The organism is Bacillus sp. RE35 (genome assembly GCF_052146655.1).
Lineage (GTDB): Bacteria > Bacillota > Bacilli > Bacillales > Bacillaceae_G > Bacillus_A > Bacillus_A cereus.
This window is the reverse complement of the sequence record NZ_CP197377.1, coordinates 4381013-4396286: the sequence shown is the minus strand read 5'-3', so window position 1 is coordinate 4396286 and position 15274 is coordinate 4381013. Positions and strand designations below refer to the sequence as shown.

Genomic DNA, 15274 nt, shown 5'->3' with positions numbered 1-15274 from the left:
ATGAACATTTGGCAACTAGCGCTGCAAAATATAAAAGGAAATTGGCGTAATTATAAAGTGTTTTTCTTAAGTAGTTGTTTTGCAATATTTGCTTCTTACGCATATATGTCTGTCATTGTGCATCCGTATATGCAAGAGACGATGTGGTATCAAAACGTACGTTGGGGACTTATCATATGTAATGTTATAATCATTTCTTTTTTCGTCATATTTATTTTGTACTCTACTTCTATTTTCATAGAAGCACGTAAGAAAGAATTAGGGTTATATATGTTAATGGGAGCAACGAAGTCTAACGTAATAGGAGTAATTATGACCGAGCAAATATTAATTGGAATTTTTGCTAATATTTTCGGTATAGGGCTGGGCTTGATCTTTTTAAAGCTCTTCTTCATGGTATTTAGTATGTTACTGGGGCTTCCGAAAGAACTCCCTGTGATATTTGACGTAAGGGCGATTGGTGTAACATTTATTACATATATGGTCGTTTTTATTTTGTTATCTTTTATAAGTGCTTTACGTATATGGAATATAAAAATCATTCGGTTATTGAAAGAATTTCGAACAGATAAAAAAGAGAAGAAAACATCAAAGTGGCTTTGTTTATTCGGTTTTGCTTGTTTAGTGGGCGGGTATGCGTTGGCGCTACAAGTGACGATGACTACGATAGCAATATACTTTTTCCCTGTGTCTATACTTGTCTTTTTTGGAACGTACTTTTCTTTTAAACATGGAGCTACCCAAGTGTTAGAAATGATAAAGCGAAATAAAAAGATTATGTATACATATCCGTATTTATTTATAGTGAATCAATTGTCACATCGAATGAAGGAAAATGGTCGCTTTTTCTTTCTGATGTCTATGGCAACGACGTTTGTAGTTACAGCAACAGGTACGGTGTTCTTATATTTTTCTAGCATGCAAGATATGTGGCGAACTGGAGGGGTACACTCGTTTTCGTACATAGAAAAAGGTATTTCTACTCATGAAGTCTTTGAGGAAGGTGCGGTTGAAAAATTACTGCATCAATATGAGTATGATGATTTTCAATATATGAGTTTTGTTGGAGTTTATGCATCCTTTCAGTCTAATAAGGGAGAAACAACAATAGTACCGCTTATAAAAGAAAGTGAATATAACCAAGAAGCAAGGAAACAAAGACAGAAAACGTATCGTCCTAAAAAAGGTACAGTGACACTCGTTTATTATAATAAATACAATAATTCGAATGTATATAATCAAAAAGAGATTCAATTGCAAGTAATGAATCAACCATATCAATTCGTATTTAACGGTCAGAAAGAAGGGGTTCAATTTAACCATCACCCTTCGTACATTAATGGTCTGTTCTTCGTTATGAATGATGAAGATTTTGACAGTATAGCAAATCAGGTTCCTGATTCTGAAAAAATGATATATAGAGGCTACACATTATCAAATATCGAAAAGACGAAGAAATTAAATGAAGATTTACGGAGACATATAAAACAAGATAATAATAATGCATTTCGAAGCAATATGGAGTTGTATGTAAATATGAAAGAAGGCGGCGATATTACTCTATTTGTAGGCTCATTTATTAGTATATTATTCTTTCTCACTTCATGTAGTATCGTGTATTTTAAATGGTTCCATAATATTGCATCGGACCGAAAGCAGTATGGTGCACTCTCTAAACTTGGAATGACGAAGGAAGAAGTATGGAAAATTTCTCGTTGGCAATTATGTATGCTATTTTTTGCGCCAATTATAGTAGGGAGTATGCATAGTGCAGTTGCATTATATACGTTTCATAATACGCTTTTTATGGATGGATCATTCAGAAAAGTAGGTTTGTTCATTCTGTTTTATATCGCAGCATGTATCATTTATTTCTTCTTCGCTCAAAGAGAGTATAAGAAACATTTAGACTAGCGAATGCTAGTCTTTTTTAAATATTCGAAATTTACATAGAAGAATATAAAAAAGTATGGTATAACAGTAAGAAAACGAAAAAGAGGGGAAAAGACGATGATTCGAGTAGGATATTTAGGACCAGAAGCAACATTTACAAATATGGCGGTGAGTCGTTTTTTTCCGGAAGCAGAGCATGTACCGTATCGAACGATTCCAGATTGTATAGATGCAGCTGCAAATGAAAATGTAGACTTCGCAGTTGTACCGTTAGAAAATGCAATAGAAGGTTCAGTGAATATAACGGTTGATTACCTTGTACATGAGCAGCCGCTTTCCATTGTAGGAGAAATTACAGTACCAATTCAGCAGCATTTACTTGTACATCCGCAGTATGCAGAAGTGTGGGAAGAAGTATATGCAGTGCATTCTCATCCGCATGCCATTGCACAGTGCCATAAATTTTTAAATGAAGAATTAAAAGGAGTAACTGTTCGAGATATGACATCTACAAGTGCTGCTGCACAATATGTGAAAGAACATCCTGAAGAGAAAATTGCCGCTATTGCAAATGAAGCGGCTGCAGAAAAATACGGATTAACAATTGTGAGACGTAGTATTCATACGCATAAAAATAATCACACACGTTTCTTAGTACTCCATAAGAAAAAGAAAGCAGTACTCCCGAATAACGGAGAGAACTGCGGAGAGAAAACGACGCTTATGATAACGTTACCTGCAGATTATGCAGGTGCCCTATATCAAGTGTTATCAGCTTTCGCATGGAGAAAATTAAACTTATCAAAAATCGAATCGCGTCCGATGAAAACAGGTCTTGGAAATTACTTTTTCTTAATCGATGTCGATAAAGCATACGATGACGTATTATTGCCAGGCGTAACGATGGAACTTGAAGCACTCGGTTTTTCTGTTACTGTACTGGGGAGTTATTCTTCTTATTGGTTGTAAGATGTAGATGGAATATTTGTATTTGCCTAATCGTCCATATCATTTCATTGCCTAGTATATTTTTTGATAGATTAATAAAATCCCACCTGCAAAAGGTGGGATTCTTTATCCCGCTATTTGCCGGGCAGCCCGATTGGTGAGGGCTGATTAAAGTTTCACTTTATTTTAACTTCGCAAGACGATCTTCTAATTGACCACGCCAAATATCAGCTAGTTCTGGAACAGCAAGAATCTTCTCGATGCCATCTTTATCTTTTCTATTATGAAAATAAATTTCGTTAGAGAATAAAACAGAAACATTGCTTGATGGACGTTCTAGTAATGTAATTTTTGAATCTTTACGTACAGTACCTTCTTGAAGAACGCGGCATAGGTAGCCAGTAAATCCAGTTGCTACAATACGCGGCAGTATGCCAGGGATGCCAAGACGTTTTGAAATTGTGCTACAAGGTACGCGAGCTTGCGTTACTTGAATGATTGCTTCGCCTAGTTGATATGTATCTCCGATGCATACGTCATGCTCTAACATATTTGTTACGGTAATGTTTTCACCAAATGTGGAAGCGGGAAGCGTAGTTTGAAATTCCTCTTCCCATAGTGCGTAATGCTCGTGTGGGTACACACAAACAGCGCGATCAGGTCCGCCGTGATGTTTTAAATCCGCTACGTCATCACCACGAAATCCGTCTTTTGAGAGAAAGGCCTCTTCTGTAGGATCTTTACATATACCTGTTATCATTTCTTTATCTTCGCCATATTTCATTTGTTTCGGTTTGCCAATGCTAAAGTGAACGAGTTCAATTCCCATATTTGATCTCCTTTACGATTGATTACAATATTATAGCATTAAAAAAGCACAGAGAATGATAAAAACTCTGTGCTTTACATTAATAAACGAGAAATCCTGCTTTATCTAACGCCTCACAAGCAGCATCTAATTTTTCTTTAGAATCTGCCTCGATTGTATGTAAGTGAATACCATCTGTTAGTTGTGAAAGATAGGAAGCATTTGTGTTTTCGATTTTTTGTAAATATTGCTCTACATCAAAGCGATTGCTTACCATAATGGAGGCTGTTAAGTCACCGTATACAGGATGCTCAACTTTTACGTCTTTAATCGTAACGCCATGGTCAACAAGCATTGTAAGTTCCTGACGTACTTCTGCTGGTTTATGTTGGCATACGATTACGCGTTCAAAAGTTTGTTGCTTCTCTTGTGGCTTTAAATATAAATAACCTTGAGCGGTCGCAATAATTGGTTCGTTTCGTGCTTTAAGCAAGGAAATATCTTGCACGATAACTTGTCTACTTACGTTCGTCTTTTTCGATAGTTCATTCCCCGATAACGGTTCATTTGCAGCAAGAAGCCACTGGAGGATAAGTTGTCGTCTTTCTTCACCTAAAATCTTTTTTTGTTCATTTTGTTTCATTATGATTTAACACCTCTATAAAATTGATTTCCAATTGTGTGTAGTGCATGAATAGTAGTATCAATTTGATCTTTCGTTGTTTGTTGTCCGAAAGAGAAGCGGACATATTGTTTTGCCTCTTCATACGTTTTTCCAATTGCAAGCATAGTTTTCGAAGGTTCTTGTTTACCGACTTGGCAAGCACTTCCGGTGGAAATGGCGATACCATGGCGATTACATTCTAGCATAGTATATTGACCTTCTATTCCTTTTATTGTAACCCCAACAATATGTGGTAAACAAGAAGTAGAATGACCTTCTACTTCAATTTCTAGCGGAAGTGTTTGTATTTGCTCTAAAAAGTAGGATCGTAACTCTTTAAAACGTAAACTTTCTTCCCATTGAGTTTTTAATATATTTTCAGCAGCTGTTAAAAAAGATGCGATGCCGGGAACGTTCACTGTACCTGGGCGAAATCCTTTTTCGTGAGAAGTTCCTGGAAATACTTGTTCCCAGCGAGTTTGCGGATTTATGTAGCAAGCGCCGACACCTTTTGGTCCGTATATTTTATGTGCTGAAACAGAAAGACTATCAATCCCCATCTCAAAAACATGGATAGGCAGTTTACCAAACGTTTGCACACAATCCGTATGAAATAAAACATTATATTTTTTTAAAAGTGCCCCGATTTCTGTAATGTTTTGAACGGTTCCGATTTCAGAGTTTCCATGCTGTATACTTGCTAGCACAGTATCTTCCGTAATAGCTGCCTCTAAATCTACTAAACAAATGAGTCCATTTTTATCAATAGGAATTTCAGTGATCGTATAGCCTTTTGATTTTAGAGATTGAAAATAACTTCGAATGGATGCATGTTCCATAGGTGTCGTAATAATATGCTTCTTATTTCGGGCATTTAGAAGTGATTGAATCGCAAGATAGTTCGATTCCGATCCACCGCTTGTGAAAAATACTCCTTGTTCTTTGCCTCCAATCATTTCCGCAAATGTTTTTCGGCAAACTTGTAATAAAGAAGAAGCCGTTCCTCCAATATCATGTAAACTTTGTTCATTTCCGAAGTATTGTGAAGCTGCTTTCATATATGTTTGTAACGCTTCCTCGCTCATAGGTGTAGTAGCTGCATAGTCAAGATATATCATCATGTAAGTTCCTCTCTCTAGTAAGAGTTACATTTCTTTTACTTTTTAAATGGTAGTGAAAATAAGAATTATAAAAAAACTCTTGTCATTATTTTAAAACTATGTAAATATAGGTGTCAAGACAGTTGAAAAGTGTAAAGTAGGAGGCAACAATTATGCCAAGCGCAGATGTCTTAATTATTGGAAGTGGCGTTGCGGCACTTCGTGTTGCAAAAGAGATTTGTCACGAAAAGAATGTGATTATTATCACAAAGGAGACGAAACGTAATAATAATACACATTTAGCTCAAGGTGGAATTGCCGCAGCGGTAGCTACATACGACAATCCTAATGATCATTTTGAAGATACGCTAGTAGCAGGGTGTCATTATAACAATGAAGAAGTGGTCCGTTATTTAGTCGAGGAAGGACCGAAAGAAATTAATAACCTTATTGAAAATGGAATGAAATTTGATGGAGATGAAACAGGTCCTCATCTTGGAAAAGAAGGAGCGCATCGAAAACGTCGTATTTTACATGCAGGTGGCGATGCAACAGGAAAGAATTTATTAGAGCATCTTATTCAAGAAGTAGCTCCATACGTTACGGTAGTGGAACAGGAAATGGTGCTCGATTTTATTATAGAAAAAGATAAATGTGTTGGGGCTTTAACTCGCAACAATAAAGGAGAATTGAAACGTTACAATGCAGATTATACGGTGTTAGCTTCAGGCGGTATTGGCGGTTTATACGCCTTTACTTCTAATGATGAGACGATTACAGGCGATGGACTTGCAATGGTGTACCGTGCAGGCGGAGAGCTTGTAGATTTAGAGTTTATACAATTTCATCCGACGATGTTATACGCGGGTGGGCGTTGTTCTGGTCTTGTGTCCGAAGCTGTTCGCGGAGAAGGAGCTGTCCTTGTAAATGGAAAAGGGCAGCGCTTTATGATGGATATACATTCCGAACAGGATTTAGCGCCTCGTGATGTAGTCGCAAGGGCTATTCATGAACAGCTACTTGCGGGTGAAAAAGTGTACTTAAACATCGAAATGATTCAAAACTTTGAACAACGCTTTCCGACCGTGTCATCGATATGTAAAACAAATGGAGTCGATATAAATAAAAAACTTATTCCAGTCGTGCCTGGTACTCATTTTCACATGGGCGGCGTGAAAACGAACTGTGATGGAGAGACGTCTATTCCGAACTTATACGCAGTCGGTGAAGTAGCTTGTAACGGGGTTCATGGTGCAAATAGATTAGCGAGTAATTCATTATTAGAAGGTCTTGTGTTTGGAAAAAGAATCGGACGACACATTTTATCTAGAGAGACAAAAGAAAAGGTGAACATGCTAGCCGAAAAGGAAGCAAAGTTTATCGTTCTGAATCATTTACCGACGAAAGAAGAAATACAAAAATGCATGATGAAATATGTTGGGATTGTGCGAACAGAGCAAAGTTTATCTTATGCGAAGAGATGGCTTAGTAAGTATGGTGTTCGAAATATGATATTACAACATGATGTTCTTACGAATGAAGAGATAACGCTTATTAATATGTTAACGGTTTGTGAGCTTATAGTTGTGTCAGCCTTGCAAAGAGAAGAAAGTATTGGCGGGCATTACCGGAGTGATTATCCAGATAGAAATATAGGAAAGAAAGAGATTGTTCGAGTAAAGAGAAAACGACAACTTGTGTAATGAGGGGAAGAGGGGCTTTATGAACACGATAAAAGTTAAAGAAGCATTAAATCGATTTTTTTTAGAAGATATAGGGGAAAGAGATGTAACATCTCAGCTTATTTTTCCAGATAACTTGCTTTCGAAAGGAACGTTTCTTGCGAAGGATACAGGGGTCTTTGCAGGACGTTTAGTAATTGAATCAGGATTTAAATTAATTGATGAGAGAATTGAAGTAGAGCTTCATAAAAAAGATGGGGACCTTGTAGAAAAAGGCGAAATCATTGCAACTGTGCAAGGTCCAATTGCATCGTTATTAACAGCAGAGCGCGTTATATTAAATGTTATTCAGCGTATGAGCGGAATAGCGACGATGACGCGTAAAGCGGTTCTTGCTTTAGATAGCAGTCATACTCGCATTTGTGATACGCGAAAAACGATGCCAGGACTACGTATGTTTGATAAGCATGCAGTCGTGTGCGGCGGTGGATTTAATCATCGCTTCGGTTTATATGATGGTGTCATGATTAAAGACAATCATATTGCGTTTGCTGGTTCTATTACAAAAGCTGTTACATCAGTGAAAGAGAAGTTAGGACATATGGTGAAAGTAGAAGTAGAAACAGAAACTGAGGAACAGGTGAGAGAGGCTGTTGCTGCTGGTGCTGATATTATTATGTTCGATAATCGTACGCCAGATGAAATCCGGGAGTTTTCAAAAATTGTACCAAGTGCTATCGTTACAGAAGCTTCAGGGGGCATCACAATTGAAGATTTACCGAAATACGGAAAAACAGGGGTAGATTATATTTCACTTGGAGCGTTAACACATTCAGTGAAAGCACTTGATATTAGTTTCAATATTGAAGGATAAGGAAAGTGGCTTAGAGGGGAGAAACGTATATGAGTATTTTAGAACAAGTACAGCCAATTGAAACGATGTTACCAGAGCGTTATTACACGATGTCAACGGAAGATATGGAAAAGCGTGTTCGTGAAATTAAAGAGAAAATGGGGAAAATGTTATTCATTCCAGGGCATCATTATCAAAAAGATGAAGTGGTACAATTTTCAGATGCAGCAGGGGATTCACTTCAGCTTGCACAAGTTGCAGCGAGCAATAAAGACGCAAAATATATTGTGTTTTGCGGGGTGCACTTTATGGCGGAAACAGCAGATATGTTAACGACAGATGATCAAGTTGTCATCTTACCAGATATGCGTGCAGGTTGTTCGATGGCGGATATGGCAGATATTGAACAAACAGAAAGAGCATGGAAAGAGCTCACGAAATTATTTGGAGATACGATGATTCCGTTAACATATGTGAACTCTACAGCTGCAATTAAAGCGTTTTGTGGTCGTAACGGAGGAGCAACAGTAACATCTTCTAATGCAAAGCAAATGGTATCTTGGGCGTTTACTCAAAAAGAACGTCTCGTCTTTTTACCAGACCAACATTTAGGGAGAAATACAGCGTACGATTTAGGTATCCCGTTAGATAAAATGGCAGTATGGGACCCACACACAGATTCATTAGAGTACGATGGGGATATAGAAGAAATTCAAGTAATTTTATGGAAAGGGCATTGTTCTGTTCATCAAAATTTTACAGTGAAGAACATTGAGAGCGTACGAAAAAATCATTCTGATATGAATATTATTGTACATCCAGAATGTTGCTATGAAGTTGTAGCTGCTTCAGATTATGCAGGCTCAACGAAATATATTATTGATATGATTGAATCAGCGCCATCTGGTAGCAAATGGGCGATTGGTACAGAAATGAATTTAGTGAACCGAATTATTCAGCAACATCCAGATAAAGAAATTGTTTCACTTAATCCATTTATGTGTCCGTGCTTAACGATGAACCGAATTGATCTGCCTCACTTATTATGGACACTTGAAACGATAGAAAGAGGAGAAGAAATTAACGTTATTAGCGTAGACAAACAAGTAACGGCAGAAGCGGTTCTTGCATTAAATCGTATGTTAGAGCGTGTGTAAAGCAACGGTATTCCTGTTGCTTTTTTTCATACATATAATCATAACGAGAACGAAATGGGCATACATTGTTTTGAAGAAATCATTGTGGTTCTTTATGCTTATTCCGCTTCGAATGATATTGAAAATCGAAGAAGTGATAAAAGTGAAAAGAAGTTAATGTTATTTAGAAAGAGTTACTTCATGAGATTTGTTACTTATAGATAAGTTATACAGGAGGGGGAAAATTTGAAAATTCATATCGTGCAAAAAGGGGATACCCTTTGGAAAATTGCGAAAAAGTACGGAGTGGATTTTGACACGTTGAAAAAAACAAATACACAACTTAGTAATCCAGATTTAATTATGCCAGGTATGAAAATTAAAGTGCCATCCAAGAGTGTTCACATGAAACAACAGGCTGGAGCAGGTTCAGCGCCTCCAAAGCAATACGTAAAAGAAGTGCAGCAAAAAGAATTTGCAGCAACACCAACTCCGCTTGGAATAGAAGATGAAGAAGAAGTTACGTATCAATCAGCACCAATTACACAGCAGCCAGCTATGCAACAAACACAAAAAGAAGTGCAAGTAAAACCGCAAAAGGAGATGCAGGTAAAGCCGCAAAAAGAAGTACAGGTGAAACCACAGAAGGAGATGCAGGTAAAGCCACAAAAAGAAGTACAGGTGAAACCGCAAAAAGAGGTGCAAAAAGAACAGCCAATTCAAAAAGAAAAACCAGTTGAAAAACCGTCTGTTATTCAAAAACCACCTGTGATAGAAAAACAAAAACCGGCGGAAAAAGAAAACACGAAGTTTTCGGTAAATGTATTACCGCAGCCGCCACAACCACCAATAAAACCGAAAAAAGAATATAAAATTTCAGATGTAATAAAAAAAGGAAGCGAGTTAATTGCTCCTCAAATTAGTAAAATGAAACCTAACAATATCATTTCTCCGCAAACGAAAAAAAACAATATAGTATCGCCGCAAGTGAAGAAAGAAAATGTAGGAAATATAGTATCGCCGCAAGTGAAGAAAGAAAATGTAGGAAATATAGTATCGCCACAAGTGAAGAAAGAAAATGTAGGAAATATAGTATCGCCGCAAGTGAAGAAAGAAAATGTAGGAAATATAGTATCGCCACAAGTGAAGAAAGAAAATGTAGGAAATATAGTATCGCCGCAAGTGAAAAAAGAAAATGTAGGGAATATAGTGTCACCGCAAGTGAAAAAAGAAAATGTAGGGAATATAGTGTCACCGCAAGTGAAAAAAGAAAACGTAGGGAATATAGTATCGCCAAATGTATCGAAAGAAAATGTAGTTATTCCACAAGTCATACCGCCAAATATTCAAATGCCAAATATTCAAATACCAATCATGGATAACAACCAACCACCGAATATAATGCCAATCATAGATAACAACCAGCCACCGAATATAATGCCAATCATGGATAACAGCCAGCCACCGAATATAATGCCAATTATGGATAACAACCAGCCACCGAATATAATGCCAATTATGGATAACAACCAGCCGCCGAATATAATGCCGATTATGGATAACAATCAAATGCCGAATATGATGCCGATCATGGATAACAATCAAATGCCGAATATGATGCCGATTATGGATAACAATCAAATGCCGAATATGATGCCGATTATGGATAACAATCAAATGCCGAATATGATGCCGATTATGGATAACAATCAAATGCCGAATATAATGCCGATTATGGATAACAATCAAATGCCGAATATGATGCCGATTATGGATAACAATCAACCACCCAATATGATGCCCTATCAAATGCCGTATCAACAGCCCATGATGCCGCCGAATCCGTATTATCAACAACCAAATCCATATCAAATGCCATATCAGCAAGGAGCGCCGTTCGGACCGCAATATACGTCTATGCCAAACCAGAATATGATGCCAATGGATAATAATATGCCGCCGCTTGTGCAGGGTGAGGAAGATTGTGGATGCGGAGGAGAAAGTAGACTATATAGTCCACAACCAGGCGGTCCGCAATATGCGAATCCTTTATATTACCAACCAACTCAGTCTGCATATGCACCACAGCCAGGAACGATGTATTATCAACCAGATCCACCGAATGTATTTGGAGAGCCCGTTTCAGAAGAAGAGGACGAAGAAGAAGTTTAAAAAGGCGGGAGTATTCCCGCCTTTTTTACATTCCTGTTAATTAAGAAAATGAAGTTTTTTTATGAAGTGCTAGAAAATTCCCAGTGAAATATTAACAGTGTAAAAACCTTCTCGGTTACTCATCATAAGAGGGAGCTTTTCAGTAGAGAAGCTCATTCTAACAGAGGGGGTTTTTGTATTGAATACGAAAGTAAAAGTGATTGCTGCTTCTTTGTTAGTTACCAGTGCATTAGCTGCATGTGGTACACCGAAAGATAACAATGCAATGGATGGACGTAACTACAATTACGAGCGTACATCTTATAATGATACACACCAGTATCGTGATAATGTGACACGTAATGATCGTTATACAGATTATGTAACATATAGAAATGGTCGTAACGATACAGGATACAATTATTATCGAGATGTAAATTACAATGGACAAATTGCTAATCCGCATCCAACTCGTAATATTACAATGAACAATTCATACATTAACAATGATGGTAAAACAGCTGAAAGAATAACAAATCGTGTGAAACGTATGAATAACGTAGACCGTGTGTCTACAGTTGTATATGGAAACGATGTAGCGATTGCGGTAAAACCACGTAACACAGTGACAAATGAAACGGCGATGGCTAACGAAATTCGTCAAGCTGTTGCAAATGAAGTTGGAAACAGAAACGTATATGTTTCTGTAAGAAATGATATGTTTACTCGTGTCGATGCAATGAGTACGCGTCTACGTAACGGTACAGTTACAAACGATTTTAATCGTGACATAGTGAATATGTTCCGAGACATTCGTTACGGTTTAACTGGTACAGTGCGATAACAAAACAAAAGAGGAAGGGATAGCCCTTCCTCTTTATTCATCGTTGTCTTGTAAGCGACGTTTTTTAATAAAATAACTAACGGAATAAGAAACTAAAAAGCATATGAAAAGAATACTACCTGTTGAAATAGCTTCAAATAGAGGTCTTTCTGGAATGAAAATAATATAAATAATAGCCGTAACGATTCCTACAATAAGGGAGTGGAAGACAAGTTTGTAATAAGGAGTTAACTGTATTTCCTTTTCGCCTTCTTCTACATCGATTGAAACACTTAACTGTAAATAAGCAAGTAAAATACTTGTAAACATAAATAATAGCCACAATGGAGATTTCGTAATTTGATCAATGCCTTCAATGAATCCGATATAGCCTAAAATTCCAACTACGCCAATGTATTGAAAAAGAAAGACAATACGTATGTTTTTTAACATTTGAAGAATGAGGCGTTCATCCTTTATTTTTTTCATAATATTCATCCCCTGCTTATTATGATTTCGCTGTCACATTAATTGTAACATATATATTGCAATTATCAATTTATAATTTACATAAAATAATTTGGATGAAAGAGGAAATAAAATATTTTTATAAACATGTTGCACTTATACTTTATTAATGTTATATTAGCAAAGCGATGAGCTAATTTACGTAAGACGAGAGATATGCTTAAGTGCTAAACACGCGAATGTGGTCGCCTGGTCTCTCGCCGTAAACGCATCAAGACGCCTGCTTTGCAGGCGTCTTTCATTTTATATAAAAGTAAATGATACATGCAGATGAGGTAAACCCTTATCTGCATTTTTTATTTTTCGAAAGAAATGTAATATGGATAAAACCCCCATTTCCGGAAAAACTACTAATGAAAGTATGATCTTGCCTAAAAGAGGTGAACGGAAATGAAATGGATACTGATTGCGATGCAAGCTTTCGTTATGATGTTTTGTTTCGTTTATGGAACGAATGTGAAGGCGGAAGGGCCAGTACCAGAAGTAACGAAAAAAGAACCTGAGGTTACAATTTTATTAGAGCGTATGTATGTTGATGGCGAAGTAAGCGAAGAAATACTTACAGAAAAAGTGACGGATTTAGAAAAGTTTTTACAGCAGTATAAAGAATGGCAGCTCGTTGATCGTGATGATGTACAAATTGTATTGCAAAAGAAAGTTGATGATATTTCTCCGTTATTGAAAACGAGCGGGTATTTTGGTGTTTCAGAGGAAGGGATATTACAAATTTTCAAAGGTGTACCGAAAAGTGATAATGCGATCCATTCTTTCTTTCAAATTGATATGAAAAAGCTTGAGAGCTATGAACGTGCGAAATTGAAACGTGGCATTCGTATTAAATCAAAAGAAGGTTTTGTGAAGACGATTGAAAAAATGAAGCAATACGCAGTTCAAAGTAAGAAAAAAAGCAGCTCATGGTGAGCTGCTTTTTTTTCTTATTTGTTTTTAGCTAAAATTTCTTTTGCGATTTCATCAATTAGCATATCTTTTCCGATTGGATTGAATGCTTTCGTATTGAAGACTTCATTTGATACTTCATATACGTGATTATTTTTAACTGCTTTATTGTCTTTCCAAACGGCACTGTTTTTGTAGTCTTCGTAAACTTTATCAGCTTCGCCGCCGAAGTTTACAATAAACATTTGGTCAGGCTGGAATGCAACTAGACCTTCTAGTGATACTTGCGCCATCGTTTGTTTTAAATCCGTACCTTTTGTTGCTGGAAGTTTTAAGTCATTAAAGATGATGTCACCGTATCCGAAGCTACCGTATACACGGAAGTTTTGTGGTGTAACTGCAACGAACATAAAGTTCTCATCTTTTGTTTTCTCTTTAATTTTTTTAGATAAAGAGTCTGCTTTCTTATCGTAGTCTGCAATCCATTTGTCTGCTTTCTTCTCTTCGTCAAATAGCTTACCTACTTCTTTAAACTTACCACGCCAGTCTTCTAAGTTTGTTTCTAGAACAACTGTAGGTGCAACCTTTTCTAGTTGATCATAAATTTTTAATTGACGGTTGTTTAAAATAATTAAGTCTGGTTTTAAAGCAGTAACAGCTTCTAAATCAACTTTAGGTGCCCAGTACCAACCTACTGCTTTTACTCCATCTAACTTGTCTGTTAAGTGATTTTGGATTTTATCTTTATATGTATTTGCTGTACCAACAGGTTTGTGTCCAAGAAGTAATAGTTCTTCTGTTGATCCAGATAAGTCAACAATTCTCTTTGGATTTACTGGAATTGTAGCTTCACCTTTAGCATGTTTTACAACTTTTGTTTTCGGTTGTTCTTTTGCCTTCGATTCTTCTTTTTGAGAAGAACAGCCAACGATAGAAAGAACAACGAGCATAATAGTAAATAAAATAAATAGCTTACGTTTCATCCTGATGTAACCCCTTTAATTAGTATTGATAATCATTATCGACTCCTGTATATTAAGGTGCTTTAACCTTTCTGTCAATGGAAAATAACAGAAGTTTCAAGTGGAGAACATTTGTTGGGGCAGTCTCGCTTTTCTATCATTAAATATGTTAAAATGGAATACATGATTTAAGAGGGAGAGATCGTATTTTGTTTGAATATGTTACAGGTTACGTGGAGTATGTAGGGCCGGAATATGTCGTAATTGATCATAATGGAATTGGTTATCAAATTTTCACACCAAATCCGTATGTATTTCAAAGAAGTAAGCAAGAAATCCGTGTCTATACATATCATTATGTGAGAGAAGATATTATGGCACTTTACGGGTTTAAAACACGTGAAGAGCGTTTATTATTTACAAAGTTGTTAGGCGTGTCTGGCATTGGGCCAAAAGGAGCTCTTGCAATTTTAGCTTCTGGTCAAACAGGACAGGTCGTTCAAGCGATTGAGCATGAAGATGAGAAGTTTTTAGTGAAATTCCCAGGCGTCGGAAAGAAAACAGCACGCCAAATGATTTTAGATTTAAAAGGAAAACTAGCAGATGTCGTACCAGATGCATTTGTTGATTTATTCTCAGACACAGAACGTTTTGATGAGAAGAAAGGTTCATCAGCTGAGCTTGATGAGGCACTGGAAGCTCTCCGCGCACTTGGATACGCAGAACGCGAAGTTTCTCGTGTTGTACCAGAGTTATTAAAAGAATCATTAACGACGGATCAGTATATTAAAAAGGCACTTAGTCTTTTACTAAATGGTAAGAGGTGAGT

General features: G+C 36.8%; 13 protein-coding genes and 1 pseudogene. 9 read left to right on the top strand and 5 right to left on the bottom strand.

All coding sequences use genetic code 11. The features are described 5' to 3' along the window. Entirely contained in the window at window positions 1–1914 is a 1914-nt protein-coding gene (locus ACTL4X_RS22445; RefSeq protein WP_071740491.1) for an ABC transporter permease, read from the top strand. 96 nt (window positions 1915–2010) lie between these two features. Then, window positions 2011–2862, top strand: a complete 852-nt coding sequence (gene pheA / locus ACTL4X_RS22440; protein ID WP_000621704.1) for a prephenate dehydratase — start codon at window positions 2011–2013, stop codon at window positions 2860–2862. Between the two features lie 160 nt (window positions 2863–3022). Here the strand turns inward: pheA and ACTL4X_RS22435 are convergent, their stop codons facing one another. The 3 genes from ACTL4X_RS22435 to ACTL4X_RS22425 all read right to left on the bottom strand — a co-directional run bounded on the left by ACTL4X_RS22435 (window position 3023) and on the right by ACTL4X_RS22425 (window position 5434). Continuing rightward, complete coding sequence (locus ACTL4X_RS22435; protein WP_000510666.1) at window positions 3023–3670, bottom strand: MOSC domain-containing protein; 648 nt, start codon at window positions 3668–3670, stop codon at window positions 3023–3025. A 79-nt stretch (window positions 3671–3749) separates the two neighbouring features. Continuing rightward, window positions 3750–4292, bottom strand: coding sequence for a transcription repressor NadR (locus tag ACTL4X_RS22430; protein WP_000812275.1), 543 nt, complete (start codon window positions 4290–4292; stop codon window positions 3750–3752). Further along, window positions 4292–5434 carry an IscS subfamily cysteine desulfurase gene (locus ACTL4X_RS22425; protein WP_000973775.1) on the bottom strand — a complete coding sequence of 381 codons (1143 nt, stop codon included), beginning with the start codon at window positions 5432–5434 and terminating at the stop codon, window positions 4292–4294. Before ACTL4X_RS22425 ends, ACTL4X_RS22430 begins: the two co-directional genes overlap by 1 nt. A 152-nt stretch (window positions 5435–5586) precedes the next feature. Here ACTL4X_RS22425 and nadB point away from each other — a divergent pair, with 152 nt between their 5' ends. From nadB to ACTL4X_RS22400, 5 genes and pseudogenes are all read left to right on the top strand, one after another. Next, window positions 5587–7116: an L-aspartate oxidase gene (gene nadB, locus ACTL4X_RS22420; RefSeq protein ID WP_001138533.1), complete on the top strand. Its 1530-nt coding sequence runs from the start codon at window positions 5587–5589 to the stop codon at window positions 7114–7116. A 19-nt stretch (window positions 7117–7135) separates the two neighbouring features. Continuing rightward, window positions 7136–7969 carry a carboxylating nicotinate-nucleotide diphosphorylase gene (nadC, locus tag ACTL4X_RS22415; protein WP_001092227.1) on the top strand — a complete coding sequence of 278 codons (834 nt, stop codon included), beginning with the start codon at window positions 7136–7138 and terminating at the stop codon, window positions 7967–7969. 29 nt (window positions 7970–7998) lie between these two features. Beyond that, complete coding sequence (gene nadA / locus ACTL4X_RS22410) at window positions 7999–9105, top strand: quinolinate synthase NadA (protein WP_000025339.1); 1107 nt, start codon at window positions 7999–8001, stop codon at window positions 9103–9105. A 225-nt stretch (window positions 9106–9330) separates the two neighbouring features. Further along, window positions 9331–9487 (top strand): annotated as a pseudogene (gene safA, locus ACTL4X_RS22405) (SafA/ExsA family spore coat assembly protein); the annotation flags it as partial. A 1947-nt stretch (window positions 9488–11434) separates the two neighbouring features. Continuing rightward, window positions 11435–12079, top strand: a complete 645-nt coding sequence (locus tag ACTL4X_RS22400) for a YhcN/YlaJ family sporulation lipoprotein (RefSeq protein ID WP_001093536.1) — start codon at window positions 11435–11437, stop codon at window positions 12077–12079. 33 nt (window positions 12080–12112) lie between these two features. On the opposite strand, the gene ACTL4X_RS22395 is transcribed toward ACTL4X_RS22400, so the two are convergent. After that, window positions 12113–12547 carry a hypothetical protein gene (locus ACTL4X_RS22395; protein WP_000721221.1) on the bottom strand — a complete coding sequence of 145 codons (435 nt, stop codon included), beginning with the start codon at window positions 12545–12547 and terminating at the stop codon, window positions 12113–12115. 429 nt (window positions 12548–12976) lie between these two features. Between ACTL4X_RS22395 and ACTL4X_RS22390 the strand changes: the two genes are divergently transcribed. Continuing rightward, a complete protein-coding gene (locus ACTL4X_RS22390; RefSeq protein ID WP_000871192.1) occupies window positions 12977–13507 on the top strand; it encodes a BofC C-terminal domain-containing protein in 531 nt (176 codons plus the stop codon). 14 nt (window positions 13508–13521) lie between these two features. On the opposite strand, the gene ACTL4X_RS22385 is transcribed toward ACTL4X_RS22390, so the two are convergent. Then, window positions 13522–14466, bottom strand: a complete 945-nt coding sequence (locus ACTL4X_RS22385) for an iron-hydroxamate ABC transporter substrate-binding protein (protein WP_000823606.1) — start codon at window positions 14464–14466, stop codon at window positions 13522–13524. Between the two features lie 188 nt (window positions 14467–14654). On the opposite strand from ACTL4X_RS22385, the gene ruvA reads away from it, so the two are divergent. Beyond that, the gene (ruvA, locus tag ACTL4X_RS22380) at window positions 14655–15272 is read left to right on the top strand and encodes a Holliday junction DNA helicase RuvA (protein ID WP_000464511.1); all 618 of its coding nucleotides are present in this window, start codon (window positions 14655–14657) and stop codon (window positions 15270–15272) included. Window positions 15273–15274: the final 2 nt, after the last annotated feature.

Bases quoted from the DNA above. Each gene is read 5' to 3' on its own strand.
- nadB (WP_001138533.1), top strand. From the start codon at position 5,587: ATGCCAAGCGCAGATGTCTTAATTATTGGAAGTGGCGTTGCGGCACTT.
- pheA (WP_000621704.1), top strand. From the start codon at position 2,011: ATGATTCGAGTAGGATATTTAGGACCAGAAGCAACATTTACAAATATG.
- ACTL4X_RS22385 (WP_000823606.1), bottom strand. From the start codon at position 14,466: ATGAAACGTAAGCTATTTATTTTATTTACTATTATGCTCGTTGTTCTT.
- ACTL4X_RS22390 (WP_000871192.1), top strand. From the start codon at position 12,977: ATGAAATGGATACTGATTGCGATGCAAGCTTTCGTTATGATGTTTTGT.
- nadC (WP_001092227.1), top strand. From the start codon at position 7,136: ATGAACACGATAAAAGTTAAAGAAGCATTAAATCGATTTTTTTTAGAA.
- nadA (WP_000025339.1), top strand. From the start codon at position 7,999: ATGAGTATTTTAGAACAAGTACAGCCAATTGAAACGATGTTACCAGAG.
- ACTL4X_RS22425 (WP_000973775.1), bottom strand. From the start codon at position 5,434: ATGATGATATATCTTGACTATGCAGCTACTACACCTATGAGCGAGGAA.
- ACTL4X_RS22445 (WP_071740491.1), top strand. From the start codon at position 1: ATGAACATTTGGCAACTAGCGCTGCAAAATATAAAAGGAAATTGGCGT.
- ACTL4X_RS22430 (WP_000812275.1), bottom strand. From the start codon at position 4,292: ATGAAACAAAATGAACAAAAAAAGATTTTAGGTGAAGAAAGACGACAA.
- ACTL4X_RS22395 (WP_000721221.1), bottom strand. From the start codon at position 12,547: ATGAAAAAAATAAAGGATGAACGCCTCATTCTTCAAATGTTAAAAAAC.
- ACTL4X_RS22435 (WP_000510666.1), bottom strand. From the start codon at position 3,670: ATGGGAATTGAACTCGTTCACTTTAGCATTGGCAAACCGAAACAAATG.